Origin of the sequence: Hylemonella gracilis ATCC 19624 (genome assembly GCF_000211835.1) — a bacterium.
In the GTDB taxonomy this organism is placed as follows: domain Bacteria; phylum Pseudomonadota; class Gammaproteobacteria; order Burkholderiales; family Burkholderiaceae_C; genus Hylemonella; species Hylemonella gracilis.
Window position 1 is genome coordinate 1 of the sequence record NZ_AEGR01000060.1, and the last position, 13,712, is coordinate 13,712.

At 65.9% G+C, this 13,712-nt stretch carries 8 protein-coding genes; 5 read left to right on the top strand and 3 right to left on the bottom strand.

Translation table 11 applies throughout. The annotated features are described in order from the left end of the window. Positions 1-58: 58 nt before the first annotated feature. The 5 genes from HGR_RS09665 to HGR_RS09685 all read left to right on the top strand — a co-directional run bounded on the left by HGR_RS09665 (position 59) and on the right by HGR_RS09685 (position 10,298). Positions 59-775, top strand: coding sequence for a 2-hydroxychromene-2-carboxylate isomerase (locus HGR_RS09665; RefSeq protein ID WP_006298045.1), 717 nt, complete (start codon positions 59-61; stop codon positions 773-775). Positions 776-986: 211 nt separating this feature from the next. After that, positions 987-2,645, top strand: a complete 1,659-nt coding sequence (locus HGR_RS09670) for an MFS transporter (RefSeq protein WP_039853122.1) — start codon at positions 987-989, stop codon at positions 2,643-2,645. A gap of 114 nt (positions 2,646-2,759) precedes the next feature. Further along, on the top strand, positions 2,760-2,939 hold the full coding sequence (locus HGR_RS09675) for a protein-tyrosine phosphatase family protein (protein WP_006298047.1): 180 nt from the start codon (positions 2,760-2,762) through the stop codon (positions 2,937-2,939). 211 nt (positions 2,940-3,150) lie between these two features. Beyond that, the gene (locus HGR_RS09680; protein ID WP_006298048.1) at positions 3,151-4,239 is read left to right on the top strand and encodes a PPC domain-containing protein; all 1,089 of its coding nucleotides are present in this window, start codon (positions 3,151-3,153) and stop codon (positions 4,237-4,239) included. Positions 4,240-4,388: 149 nt separating this feature from the next. Beyond that, entirely contained in the window at positions 4,389-10,298 is a 5,910-nt protein-coding gene (locus HGR_RS09685) for an excinuclease ABC subunit UvrA (protein ID WP_006298049.1), read from the top strand. A 235-nt stretch (positions 10,299-10,533) separates the two neighbouring features. Here HGR_RS09685 and HGR_RS09690 read toward each other — a convergent pair whose 3' ends face one another. The 3 genes from HGR_RS09690 to HGR_RS09700 all read right to left on the bottom strand — a co-directional run bounded on the left by HGR_RS09690 (position 10,534) and on the right by HGR_RS09700 (position 13,559). Next, positions 10,534-11,739 (bottom strand): TCR/Tet family MFS transporter, encoded by a 1,206-nt coding sequence (locus HGR_RS09690; RefSeq protein WP_006298050.1) that lies wholly within the window; start codon positions 11,737-11,739, stop codon positions 10,534-10,536. 225 nt (positions 11,740-11,964) lie between these two features. Continuing rightward, positions 11,965-12,522: an RBBP9/YdeN family alpha/beta hydrolase gene (locus HGR_RS09695; RefSeq protein ID WP_006298051.1), complete on the bottom strand. Its 558-nt coding sequence runs from the start codon at positions 12,520-12,522 to the stop codon at positions 11,965-11,967. Between the two features lie 23 nt (positions 12,523-12,545). After that, complete coding sequence (locus HGR_RS09700) at positions 12,546-13,559, bottom strand: Bug family tripartite tricarboxylate transporter substrate binding protein (RefSeq protein WP_006298052.1); 1,014 nt, start codon at positions 13,557-13,559, stop codon at positions 12,546-12,548. Between the last annotated feature and the right edge of the window lie 153 nt (positions 13,560-13,712).

The following is a 13,712-nucleotide window of genomic DNA, read 5'->3' on the forward strand; positions in this document are numbered from 1 at the left end:
CAACGAGGCAACGAGGCAACGAGGCAACGAGGCAACGAGGCAACGAGGAGCGCGCGGCATGAAACACATCGTCTTCTACCTGGACTTCATCTCCCCCTATGCCTGGCTGGCATTCGCGCAGCTGCCCCGGACTTTGCAGGGGCTGAGCTACAGCGTGAGTTACCGCCCCATGCTCCTGGGCGCCTTGATCAAACACCATCAATCCAAGGCGCCCGCCGAGATCCCGGCCAAGCGCACCTGGACGTACCGGCACGTGCGGTGGCTGGCACACCAGCAGGGCGTGCCCTTGCAGATGCCGCAAGAGCATCCCTTCAACCCGCTGCCCTTGCTGCGCCTGTCCGTCGCCTGCGGTCTGAGCGGCGGGGGCCCGGCCGCGGGCGGTGATCCGAACCGCCTGGTTTGCGAGACCGTGTTCCAGCACGTTTGGCGCGACGGGCTCGATGCCAACGATCCCGCGCGCTTGTCGGCGCTGCGTGAGCAACTGATGGGCCCCGTGGCGGCGCGGGGCGGTCCAGTGTTCACCCCCGAGGACGAGGCGGTGAAGAACCGCCTGCGTTCCAACACCGACGAGGCCGTGGCCATGGGCGCTTTTGGCGCGCCAAGTTTTGTCGTCCAAGAGGGCGGAGGGCCGCGATTGTTTTGGGGGCTGGACAGTCTGCCCATGCTGCGCGCCTGCCTGGAAGGCGACCCTTGGTTCGAGCGCGACGACACATCGCAGGCCTCCATGCCCGCGCGTTCGGCGCTGAGCGCTGCCGCCCCGCAACAGCAGCAATGACACGGTGATGACATCGCGGATGGCGATGTCATCGGCCCCGTCCGCGAGAAAATGCGCGCAACGGCCCAGTATCTGTCCGCAATTTCAGGGGGAACCCTGAGTTTCACGGGTTAGTCCTAGCGGGGTGTGTAAGAAGTCCGTCAGCCATCGCTCCAAGAATTCGTCAGCCTCCCCGTGCTGGGGATGTCACGCATCAACAAGGAGACAAGACATGGCTGCAACCCAGGCCGCAAGGCCGATGAGCCCCGAAGAGCGCAAGGTGATCTTTGCCTCTTCGCTGGGCACCGTTTTCGAGTGGTACGACTTCTACCTGTATGGCTCGCTCGCGGCCATCATCGCGAAGCAGTTCTTCAGCGGTCTGGATGCGGGCTCGGCCTTCATCTTCGCGCTGTTGGCCTTCGCTGCCGGTTTCATCGTGCGCCCCTTCGGCGCCATCGTGTTCGGCCGCCTGGGCGACATGATCGGTCGCAAGTACACCTTCCTGGTGACCATCCTGATCATGGGCCTGTCCACCTTCGTCGTGGGCATCTTGCCGAACTACGCCACCATCGGCGTGGCCGCTCCGGTCATCCTGATCATCCTGCGCTTGCTGCAGGGTCTGGCGCTCGGCGGTGAGTACGGCGGCGCGGCCACCTACGTGGCCGAGCACGCGCCCCATGGCAAGCGTGGCGCCTACACCTCCTGGATTCAAACCACCGCGACGCTGGGCTTGTTCCTGTCGCTGTTGGTGATCCTGGGCGTGCGTACCGCCACCGGTGAAGCCGCCTTCGCCGACTGGGCCTGGCGCATTCCCTTCCTGGTGTCCATCGTCCTGCTGGGCGTCTCGGTCTGGATTCGCCTGACGCTGAATGAATCCCCCGCCTTCCAAAAGATGAAGGCCGAGGGCAAGCACTCCAAGGCCCCGCTGACCGAGTCCTTCGGCCAGTGGAAGAACCTGAAGATCGTGATCCTGGCCCTGATCGGCTTGACCGCCGGCCAGGCCGTGGTCTGGTACACGGGCCAGTTCTACGCGCTGTTCTTCCTGACGCAGCAGCTCAAGGTGGATGCCGTCACGGCCAACCTGCTGATCGCCGCCGCGTTGCTGATCGGCACGCCCTTCTTCGTGATCTTCGGCTCGCTGTCCGACCGCATCGGCCGCAAGCCCATCATCATGGCGGGCTGCCTGCTGGCCGTGCTGACCTACTTCCCGGTGTTCCAGGCGCTGACCAAGGCCGCCAACCCTGACCTGTACGCCGCCCAGCAGCAGAGCCACGTGGTGGTGGTCGCCGATCCGGGCGAGTGCTCCTTCCAGTTCAACCCCACGGGCACGGTGAAGTTCACCAGCTCCTGCGACATCGCCAAGCAGGTGCTCGCCGCCAGCTCCGTGAGCTATGACAACGAGGTCGCTCCCGCGGGCACGCCGGCCGTGATCAAGGTCGGTGACAAGGTCATCCAGGGCTACAGCGCCAAGGGCATCACTGCCGACGAAGTCAAGGCCAAGGACGCCGAGTTCAAGAAGGCCGTGGCCGACACGCTGAAGGAAGCGGGCTACCCGGCCAAGGCCGATCCGGCCAAGATGAACAAGATCATGATGGTCATCATCCTGGCCTACCTCGTGATCCTGGTCACCATGGTCTACGGCCCGATCGCCGCCATGCTGGTGGAACTCTTCCCGACCCGCATCCGCTACACCTCCATGTCCCTGCCGTACCACATCGGCAACGGCTGGTTCGGCGGCCTGCTGCCCACCACGGCCTTCGCCATCGTGGCGCAGACCGGCAATATGTACAACGGCCTCTGGTACCCCATCATCATCGCCGCGATGACGCTGGTGATCGGCACGCTGTTCGTGCGTGAAACCAAGGACGTGGACATCTACGCCAACGACTGAGGGGGTGACCATCCTCTGAGTCGATCCGCGGCCCCGGCGTCGCCGGGGTGGCCGAAGGCCTCTTCCTGTCCGGCGGGGGCCTTCTTCTTTTGTTGTTCAGGAAAGTGCAAGACCATGTGGAAGATTGCTGTTGGCTTCGTCGTGTTCGCCGCCATCGCTCTGTATTTCATCTCCGTCGCGGGTGACAAGGTGGACATGAGCGGTGAGAAGCACGGCGCGGATGCGGTGCATGCGCCGACACCCGCACCTGCTCCCGCGCTCACCTCCACGACGACGCCGCAACCGGCCAAGTGACCCCAGTTCGCGCACCTCGCGCGTCAGCCCCAGGCCTTCTTCGGAAGGCCTTTTTCTTTTTGGGGTGCATGGCTGTCAGGCAAATGACAGCATCGAAAGGCTTGTAATAAATCGTTAATGAAACCGGTTGCGCAGGATTTTTCATTCACACAGCTGATACAAACCGGGCCAGTCATTGCACCTGTGTTCCAGATTCAAGGAGGAGAGACACATGCTGGTGAAGCACTTGGTTTCGCGTTTGCGCCTGATGGGCGTGGTTTTGGCTGCGGCGGCGTTGGCTGCTTGCGGTGGGGGTGGGGGAGGCGGTGGTGGCGGTGGCGGTGGCGGTGATTCGACGGCCGCGGTCAATAACATCACGCTGCCCTACACGTCGACGCTGACGGCGGGTTCAGGCTACAAAGCTAACTACGTGTTCACCTTGCCCACCGGGGTGAACACCTTGTCGCTCAAGTTGTCGGGAGGTACGGGAAGTGTCACCATGTCGGCGACTGATTCCACGGGTGCCACCAAGTGCCCCGCTGTTACCAAGACTAGTTCAGAAGTTAGCTGCAATGTCAGTAGTCCTGCGAGTGGCAAATGGACAATGAGCATTTCCACTTCGAGTGCTATTAGCAATATTGGCATCTCGGTAACCTCGAATCCCACCGACGTCTCGTCTCTGCCTTACACCATCACGGGGTTGTCGGGTGCGGTTGATTCAGACACGCTCTACACCTTCACGGTGCCCGCTGGCACAGTCTCGGTTCAGGCTCAGCTTTCGAACGGAACTGGGGCAACCGGGAATGCGGATCTGTATTTGATTGCGCCTAGCGGAAGCACCGGGGATCTGTGCATCTCGAACACGGCTGCCAGCAACGTTGAGTCCTGCTCTTTCAACAGTCCCGGTGGAACAGGGACGTGGATGGTTCAGGTGCACGGCACTGCTGCTTACAGCGGCGCAACGTTGTCCATAGCGACGGCCGGGACGACCGCCACGGGATACCCGTCGTTTACGTCCACGGTAGCTTCGGAAGCTGTTGACTCAACGTATGGTCCCGTGACTGGGGCGTTGGACTCCAATTCTGATGCCACCGTTATTTTGGGCGCTGGTGTTGCGTCGATGACGGCCACAATTTCGGGGGGGACCGGAAATGCGGACATCGTGATCTTCAACCCCGCCGGTAAGCCTGTTTGCAAGACCCGTGCCTCTGGCAATACCGACGCCTGCTCGATTCTTCAACCTGCGGCCGGGACGTGGACGGTTCGTTTGTTTGGTACGACGGCTTTTACTGGAGTGACTCTGCAGGTAACCAAGATCTAGCATCAGTATTGATGCCTTGGGCAACGTAAGAATAAAAAGAGCCTGCTCCCCAGCAGGCTCTTTTTTTATGGGCCAATGCCCAAGGGCTGCGCGCACGCCGCGCCCCCGCGCCCTAGAATGTTGGCCCCGAACATTCCACGGCCACCGTCATGACCCAGGGCAGCACCGCAGGCAAGCAAGCAGAACACGCGCAGACGCAGGCGCCCCAACCAGGGAACCCAGAGCCGGAGCAGGGCCTGATCCGCATCCGCGGCGCACGCCAGCACAACCTCAAGAACCTGGACCTGGACATCCGCACCGGTGAGTTGACCGTGGTCACCGGGCCCAGCGGCTCGGGCAAGTCCAGCCTGGTGTTCGACACGCTGTACGCCGAGGGGCAGCGCCGTTACGTCGAGACCTTCAGCGCCTACGCGCGCCAGTTCCTCGACCGCATGGACAAGCCGGCGGTGGACCGGGTGGAGGGCGTGCCGCCCGCCATCGCCATCGACCAGACCAACCCGGTGCGCAGCTCGCGCTCCACGGTCGGCACGATGACGGAGCTGAACGACCACCTCAAGCTCCTCTTCGCCCGCGCAGGTCAGCTGTTCGACCGCAAGACCGCGCTGCCCGTGCGGCACGACACGCCGGACTCGATCTATGCGCAATTGGTGGACAGAGCCACCGCAGCCAGCGATCCTCGGCTGGTGCTGACCTTCCCCGTGGAATTGCCTGGCAACACCACCGCTCAGGAAGTCGAGCAATGGCTGTCCGCCAGCGGCTTCACGCGCGTTCAGGCCGAGCGCGAAGTGGCCACGCCCAGTGGTCCCAGAAAAGTGCTGGACGTGGTGGCTGACCGCTTCCGCATGGGCAATACCGAACGCGCCCGTGTGGTCGAAGCCATCGAAGTCGCGCTCAAGCGGGGCGGCGGGCGGCTGAATGTGTATGCGGGTGGCGACGACAACATGGAGATATGGCGCTTCTCCTCCGGTCTGCACTGCCCCGAAAGCGATCTGCGCTACGCCGAGCCCATCCCCTCCATGTTCTCCTTCAACTCGGCGGTGGGCGCCTGCGACACCTGCCGGGGCTTCGGCCGTGTGATCGGCGTCGATTTCGGCCTGGTCATTCCCGATGAAAAACTGACGCTGCGTTCCGGGGCCATCAAGACGTTCCAGACCCCGGCCTGGGCCGAGTGCCAGGACGACCTGATGCGCCACGCCGAGGCGGCGGGCATTCCGCGCGACACGCCTTGGTACAAGCTGACGCAAGCACAAAAGGATTGGGTCATTGAAGGCGTGCCCGGCTTCAAGGAACGCAACTGGAACAAGCAGTGGTACGGCGTGCGCCGCTTCTTCGGCTACCTGGAGAGCAAGGCCTACAAGATGCACATCCGCGTGCTGCTGTCACGCTACCGCAGCTACACGCCCTGCACGGATTGCGGCGGTGCGCGTCTCAAGACCGAAAGCCTGTTGTGGCGCATCGGCACGAAAGGAGACGCGGACGCGGTGCTGGCGCCGTCGTCGCGCCCTGCCACCTCGGGCGAGGGCAGCGCTCATGGGGGCCAGCATCGGGAACGCTTCATGCCGGTGGGCGTGGACTGGACGCGCGAGCAGTTGGAAGCCTTGCCAGGCCTGAGCCTGCATGACCTGATGCTGTTGCCGCTGGACAAACTGCGCGTGTTCTTCGCGCGCATCGCCGAACCCGCACTGGCCAGGCCCCAAGCCGATGCACGGGGCGAGGCGCCCGCCAAGAACAGCGGCGAAGCCCAGGCGCTGCGATTGCTCCACGAGGAAATCAACACCCGCCTGAAGTACCTCTGCGACGTGGGCATCGGCTACCTCACGCTGGACCGCCAAAGCCGCACGCTCAGCGGCGGCGAGGTGCAGCGCATCAACCTGACCACGGCCCTGGGGACCTCGCTGGTCAATACCCTCTTCGTGCTGGACGAGCCCAGCATCGGCCTGCACCCGCGCGACATGCACCGCATCATCGAGGCCATGCAGCGCCTGCGCGACGCGGGCAACACCTTGGTAGTGGTGGAGCACGACCCGGCCGTGATGTTCGCGGCCGACCGCATGATCGACATGGGCCCTGGACCGGGCGAGCGGGGCGGGCAGATCGTCTTCGACGGCAGCACGGAAGACCTCAAGAACGCCGACACGCTGACGGGGGCTTACCTCGGCGCGCGCAAGCAGATCGGCATGGGCTTCAAGCGCATGGTGGCTGAGAACACGCCGCGCCTGATCCTGGAAGGCGCGCGCGAGCACAACCTCAGGAACGTGTCGGTGGAGATTCCCTTGCAGCGCCTGGTCTGCGTGACCGGCGTCTCGGGCTCGGGCAAGTCCACCCTGATCCAGGACGTGCTGGCCCCGGCGTTGATGCGCCATTTCGGCCAGGCCACCGAGACGCCGGGCGCGCACGACCACCTGCTGGGCGCGGAGCAACTGGCGGGCGTGGTGTTCGTGGACCAATCGCCCATCGGCAAGACCGCGCGCTCCAACCCCGTGAGTTATGTCGGCGCCTGGGACACGATCCGCGAAATCTTCGCAAGCGCACCGTTGTCCCGGCAGCGCGGCTACACCGCCGCCAAGTTCAGCGCCAACAGCGGGGACGGCCGCTGCCCCACCTGCGGCGGCTCGGGCTTCGAGCATGTGGAGATGCAGTTCCTGAGCGACGTCTACCTGCGCTGCCCGGACTGCGACGGCAAGCGCTTCCGCCCGGAGATCTTGGAGGTCAAGATCGAACGCGGGGCCGATGGCGCCGCCGGCGGACTCAGAAGTCTCAATGTGGCGGATGTGCTCGAGCTGACCGTCAGCGAAGCGGCCGAGCTGTTCAAGCACGACCGAGACGTGATCCGCGCCTTGCAGCCCATCGTGGACGTAGGCCTCGAATACCTGCGCCTGGGTCAGCCCGTGCCCACCTTGTCGGGCGGCGAGGCGCAGCGCCTCAAGCTGGCCGGCTTCCTGGCGGAGGCGGCGCGTGCCGCGGGCAGCCGCCAGTTCATCGCGAAGAAGGGCAGCCTGTTCCTGTTCGACGAGCCGACCACCGGCCTGCATTTCGACGACATCGCCAAGCTGATGCGCGCGCTGCGCAAGCTGTTGGATGCCGGGCATTCCCTGCTGGTCATCGAGCACAACCTGGACGTGATGCGCGCCAGCGACTGGCTGATTGACCTCGGCCCCGAGGGGGGCGAGGCCGGGGGTCAGATCGTGGCCGTGGGCACGCCGGAAGAGCTGCGCCAGCACCCGACCTCGCACACCGCGCGGGCACTGCGCGAGTACGCCCATGCCATGGGCGAGGCGCACACGGCCCACGAAGGCGACGCGCGGCCTTACCTGAGTGCTTTCACGCCGGGCCGCAAGCCCGCCGCGAAGCGGGCGGAGGGCGCGGACAACGCGATCCGCATCGTCAACGCCAAGGAGCACAACCTCAAGAACCTGAGCGTGGACATCCCGCGCGGCAAGTTCAACGTGATCACAGGGGTGTCGGGCTCGGGCAAGTCCACCTTGGCCTTCGACATCCTGTTCAACGAGGGGCAGCGGCGTTACCTGGAAAGTCTGAACGCCTACGCGCGCAGCATCGTGCAGCCGGCGGGGCGGCCCGAGGTGGACGCGGTCTGGGGCATTCCGCCGACCGTGGCCATCGAGCAGCGCCTCTCGCGTGGCGGACGCAAGAGCACGGTGGGAACGACCACCGAGGTCTGGCACTTCCTGCGCCTGCTCTACGTCAAGCTGGGCGTCCAGCATTGCATCCACGATGGCGCGGCGGTGCAGCCGCAGACGGTGGAAAGCATCCTCGCGCAGCTGATGAAGCAGTTCAAGGGCCAGGAGATCGGCCTGCTCGCGCCCCTGGTGATGAACCGCAAGGGTGTCTACACCGAGCTGGCCGACTGGGCGCGCCCGCGCGGCTACACGCACCTGCGCGTGGACGGTGCCTTCCTGCCCACCACGGGCTTTCCGCGCATCGACCGTTTCAAGGAACACACCATCGAACTGCCGGTCGCCAGCCTGACCGTGTCGACAGAGAACGAAGCCCTGCTGCGCGAGAAGCTGGCGACGGCGCTGGAGCACGGCAAGGGCGTGTTGCATGTGCTGAGCGAACTCGACGGCTTGGCCGAGGCGATGAAGAACGGCGGCAGCACAGCGGGCATCGGCCAGTTGCAGGTGTTCTCGACGCTGCGTGCCTGCCCGGTCTGCGCCACGTCTTACGCCGAGTTGGACCCGCGCCTCTTCTCCTACAACAGCAAGCATGGCTGGTGCCCCGACTGCGTGGGCACGGGCGTCAAGCTGACCAAGGACCAGCGCAAGGTGTTGGACGACTCCGTGCGCGACGAGAAGGAGCGGGGACGCGAACAGACCTTCGCCGAACCCGAGGTGGAGGACGTCGGTGACACAGCCTGCCCGAGCTGCGAAGGCACGCGCCTGAACGCGACCGCGCGGGCCGTCAAGTTCAGCGGCGTGGGCATCGCCGACATCGCCCGCCTGTCGGTCGACGACATACGGCGCTGGCTCGACACCTTGGCCTTGCAGGGGCGCATGACCCAGCGTGAGAACGACATCGCGCGCGACCTGATCCCCGAGATCAAGAGCCGCCTGGAATTCCTGGCGCAGGTGGGCCTGGGCTACCTCACGCTGGACCGGGGCGCACCGACCTTGAGCGGCGGCGAGGCCCAGCGCATCCGACTCGCCGCGCAACTGGGCAGTCACTTGCAAGGTGTTTGTTATGTGCTCGACGAGCCGACCATCGGCTTGCACGCGCGCGACAACCGCATCCTGCTCGACGCCCTGCACACCCTGAGCGAACGCGGCAACACCCTGGTCGTCGTGGAGCACGACGAAGACACCATCCGCCGCGCCGACCACGTGATCGACATTGGTCCCAGCGCGGGCAAGCGCGGCGGGCGTCTGGTCGCCCAAGGCAGCGTGAGCGACCTCACCCAGGCCGAGGATTCGCAGACCGGCCGCTATCTGCTGCATGCCATCCGGCATCCGCTGCAGCCGCGCCGGGCCGTGGGCGAAACCGGTTGGCTTTCGGTGACGGGCGCGAACCTCCACAACCTGCAATCCGTCGACGCCTTGTTACCACTCCATCGCCTGGTGGCCGTCACGGGCGTCAGCGGTTCCGGTAAATCCACGCTGGCGCGGGACGTGCTGCTGGCCAACGTCGCGGCGGCGGTGGCGCAGCGCACGACCAAGGCGGGTCGTGATGCCCAGGGTCGGGGCGCGCATCCGGCCTGGAGCGGTTGTGCGTCCGTCGATGGCTGGCAGCAGATTGACCGGGTGCTGGAAGTGGACCAGACCCCCATCGGCAAGACGCCGCGTTCCTGCCCGGCCACTTACATTGGTTTTTGGGACACCATCCGCAAGCTCTACGCCGAGACGCTGGAAGCGAAGGCGCGCGGTTATGGGCCGGGGCGCTTCAGCTTCAACACCGGCGAAGGACGCTGCCCAACGTGTGAGGGCCAGGGCATGCGCACCATCGAGATGAGCTTCCTGCCCGACGTGAAGGTGCCGTGTGAAAGCTGCCACGGCGCGCGCTTCAACCCCGAGACCCTGGCCGTGAGCTGGCGGGGCAAGAGCATCGGCGACGTGCTGCGCATGGAGATCGACGAGGCCGTGGATTTCTTCGCGTCCATGCCTTCCATCGCCCACCCGCTGCAACTGCTCAAGGACGTGGGCCTGGGCTACCTCACGCTGGGCCAGCCTTCGCCGACCCTGAGCGGCGGCGAAGCGCAGCGCATCAAGCTGGTGACCGAACTCAGCAAGGTGCGCGACGACGTGACGCGGCGTGGCCAGAAGCCGCCGCACACGCTCTACGTGCTGGACGAACCCACCGTGGGCCTGCACATGGCCGACGTGGAAAAACTCATCCGCGTGCTGCACCGGCTGGTGGACGGTGGCCACAGCGTGGTCGTGATCGAACACGACCTCGACGTGATCGCCGAGGCCGACTGGATCATCGACCTCGGTCCCGAGGGCGGCGCCGGCGGTGGCCGCATCGTTGCCGCCGCGCCGCCGGAAGAGGTGGTGCGGCTGGGCACGCACACGGGGGTGGCGTTGGCACCGGTGCTGGCGCGGGGTTGAGCCTCACGTCGTGTGCCTGTTGAATGAGCAAAGCCCGCCAGGCCAATGCCGGTGCGGCTTGCCGGACTTGTTCAGTGACTTGCCCACAAACTTAATCACGCTTGTTCTGGATAAGTGCGTGTCATCGTGGACTTGCCTGCGACGCAGCAACGGAGGATGACCCGGATTCCTTGACGTGAAGCCGGCTGCTTACCCAAGACATGCGCCATCGGCATCCGCCGATGGCGCTAGCGCGCTAAGCCGCGACGGTCCTGAGGCGTTCGGAATCCCGCGTGCCCAATAGGACCAGTGGCACCGCCACAGCATAGATCACGACCACCAGCAGCCAGATGGCGCCGGGCCAGTGTGACTGAACGCCGTAGTAAAAGGTCGAGAACGCGAGCGGGGCGACGATGGAGGCCAAGCTGACGGCCGACATCAAGACGCCTTGAAACTGGCCCTGCAGTTCGGCATCAACTTGGCGGCTTGCCAGCGCTTGCAAGGCTGGTGTACCGATGCTGCCCAGCGCGAAGAGCGGCATGACCGCAAAGACCATCCAGCCCTGGCGGAGAAAGGCCATGGCCGCCAGTGCGATACAGGCGCAGGCCATGCCTGTGAGTACCGCGCGGCGTTCGCCGAGCCAGCGGCTGGCCGGTCCTGGGAGCAGGGCCTGCACCACGGTCTGGCAGATGCCAAAAGCCCCGAGCGACAGACCGATCCAGAAGCCATTCCAGCCGAACGCATCCGCGCCCCACAGGGCCCAGCAGATGCCATAGGCCTCGCCCGTCGTGCTCAGAATGAAGAAGGTCAGGATGAGGGGCAGCAAGCGCTTTCGCGACAGTGCCCAGCGCAATGGCCTCAGCGGATTGAGGCTGCCGAGGTCGACGCGTGCCGAGCCGGGGCTGGCGTGACGCGACTCCGGCAGCATGAGGCAGGCGAGCAGGAAATTCAAAGCGTTCAGCGCGGCCGCGGCGAGGAAGGGGAGCCGCACCCAGTGGTCCCCGAGCGCACCGCCCAGCACTGGTCCGATGATGAAACCCGCGCCGAACATGGCATTGAACAGACCGAAACGGCGGGCGCGTGTTGCTTCTGGTGAGATGTCGGTGATGTACGCGGTGGCCACCGACATGTTGGCGCTGGTCAGGCCCGCGAGGGCGCGTCCGAGCAGAAGCAGCCCGAGGCTGGGCGCGCACGCAAGCAGCAGGTAGTTGATGGTGGCTCCGGCCAGCGACAGCAGCATGACGGGGCGCCGGCCCAGCCGGTCGCTGAGTGCGCCGAGCACAGGCGCGAAGACGAACTGCATGGTCGCATACAGCGCAGCCATGAGGCCGATGAAAGGCGCGACGTTGGCGGTTTGGGTGACGTCCCGCACCAGCGTTGGCAGGATGGGAAAGACAAGGCCGATGCCCATGGCATCCAGCGCGACGCAAAGGTAGATAACGAGAAGAGGACTGTGGTTCATGGCGCGTTCCTGGTGTAGCGGGCAAGGCGTGGCAGGCACGGTTGCTAGCAACAGGTATCCGACGGGATGTCGGGGGAAACGCTGGCCGACCCATGCTAGGCGCTGGGGGGCGTGTGCGCGACTGTCTGCCGGAGATGCTGGCTCAGGGGCCAGACATCGTGAATGCAGGCGGTCGTTTTTCGCGGTCTTCGGGTCGCAATTATCACATGCGTGCATCGTCTGGCCTCAGGCCAGCAGTTCATCCAGCCAGCGCCTTCCCTGCGGCCAGGCCCCCAGCTTGGCGTCCGAGCCCATGTGGCCCAGGGCCCCGGCCACTTCGAGGCGCGCGCCCCAGGCGTCGGCGAAGAAGCGCGCGCGGTCCAGCGTGACGCGCGGGTCATCGGTGCTGGTCACGACGGTGGTCTTGAACGGCAGGCTTCGCAGTGGCATGGGCGTGAAACCGATGGGGCCGGGCGGCCAGTTCGGGTCGTCCACGTCGCTGGGGCCGACCAGCAGGGCCGCGCGCACGGGCAAGGTGCGGCCGGGATGCAGGGTCGGCCAAGCCGCGGCCAGATGGTTCACCAGGCTGATGGCGAGGGAATGGGCGACCAGCACGGCCGGCGTCGTGCGCGCAGCCAGCAGGTCGGCTAGCGTCCTCACCCATTCCTCCCGCGAGGGCGTGGTCCACTCGCGTTGCTGGACGCGTGAGAAACGGGACGGATCGGCGGCTTCCCAATGCGTCTGCCAGTGATCGGGGCCGGAGTTGCCACGGCCTGGCAGGATGAGGACGGGAGCTTCGTACATGCACGTGTCTCCGTGTCGCGGGCTCAGCCCTGCTCGCCCTTGATCCCCGTGGCCCTGACCACGGTCTCGAAATTGCGGTAGCTGCTGTCGAGCAAGGCGCCGAAGGCTGGACCCGGCTGGCCTTCGGCGTCGAACCCCAGTGTCGGCAGACGCTCGACGACGGAGGGGTGCCGCAGCGCCTGAACGATGCCAGCATGCAGGCGTGCGACGACCGCATCGGGCGTGCCGGCCGGCGCCAGCAAGCCTTGCCAGGTTTGGTGCGTGTAGCCCGGCGCGATGCTCTCGGTCAGCGTCGGCACCGAGGGCAGCGCGGGCGCGCGCTGCGGGCTCGTGACCGCGATGCCGATCAGGGTGCCGGCCTGGATGTGGCTGAGCGCCGCCGCCATGGTGACCACGCCAGCCTGCAGCGTGCCGCCCAGCACGTCGTTGAGCAGGGGCGCGCCGCCGCGGTAGGGGATGTGTTCGGCGCTCACGCCCAGGCGGTGGTTCAGCGTCGCGCTGGTCAGGTGGTGCGCCGTGCCCCAGCCGGGCACGCCGATGTTGACCTTGCCGGTCTTGAGTGCGCGCAGGTAACCCGCCGGGTCGGTGAAGCCGGATTTGGGGTGCGTGACGAAAAGATTGCAGGAGGTGATGGCCAGCGTCACCGGCCGCAGGGTGGGCAGCAGCGGCTCCTGTCCGGCGACGCGCGCGACCGCGTCCGCCGCGACCAGGGTGTCATTGGTCAGCAGCAGGGTGTGGCCGTCGGGCGTGGACTGGGCCACGCGCTGGGAGCCGATGCGCGAGGCCGCGCCGCCGATGTTCTCGATCACCACCGGCACGCCCAGCACCTCGGACAGCGCGGGCGCCAGCGGGCGCGCGAACACGTCCACGCCGCCGCCAGCGGGAAAGGGCACGATCAGGCGCACGGGTTTGTCGGGTGCCGCCGCCAGGGTCGGTGCCGCGGCGAGTACCAGGGGGCTGGCCGCCAGGGCGGTCAGCAGGCGTCGGCGGCGAGTGTCCACGTTGGACGAGGGCAGGGAAAGGTCAAAGGCGGGCATGGTCGGTCCAGAGACGGGTCAGGCAAAGAGGGCGCACTGTAGAGGCCTGACCGCCCTGAACCAAGCAATAAAAACTCATTAGCTTATGCAGCCGGTCCTGCACCGCTGGCCGAATGTGCGCCGCTGTTCCAGGGCGCGCTGCACGGACTTCGG

Bases quoted from the DNA above. Each gene is read 5' to 3' on its own strand.
- HGR_RS09665 (WP_006298045.1), top strand. From the start codon at position 59: ATGAAACACATCGTCTTCTACCTGGACTTCATCTCCCCCTATGCCTGG.
- HGR_RS09670 (WP_039853122.1), top strand. From the start codon at position 987: ATGGCTGCAACCCAGGCCGCAAGGCCGATGAGCCCCGAAGAGCGCAAG.
- HGR_RS09675 (WP_006298047.1), top strand. From the start codon at position 2,760: ATGTGGAAGATTGCTGTTGGCTTCGTCGTGTTCGCCGCCATCGCTCTG.
- HGR_RS09680 (WP_006298048.1), top strand. From the start codon at position 3,151: ATGCTGGTGAAGCACTTGGTTTCGCGTTTGCGCCTGATGGGCGTGGTT.
- HGR_RS09685 (WP_006298049.1), top strand. From the start codon at position 4,389: ATGACCCAGGGCAGCACCGCAGGCAAGCAAGCAGAACACGCGCAGACG.
- HGR_RS09690 (WP_006298050.1), bottom strand. From the start codon at position 11,739: ATGAACCACAGTCCTCTTCTCGTTATCTACCTTTGCGTCGCGCTGGAT.
- HGR_RS09695 (WP_006298051.1), bottom strand. From the start codon at position 12,522: ATGTACGAAGCTCCCGTCCTCATCCTGCCAGGCCGTGGCAACTCCGGC.
- HGR_RS09700 (WP_006298052.1), bottom strand. From the start codon at position 13,559: ATGCCCGCCTTTGACCTTTCCCTGCCCTCGTCCAACGTGGACACTCGC.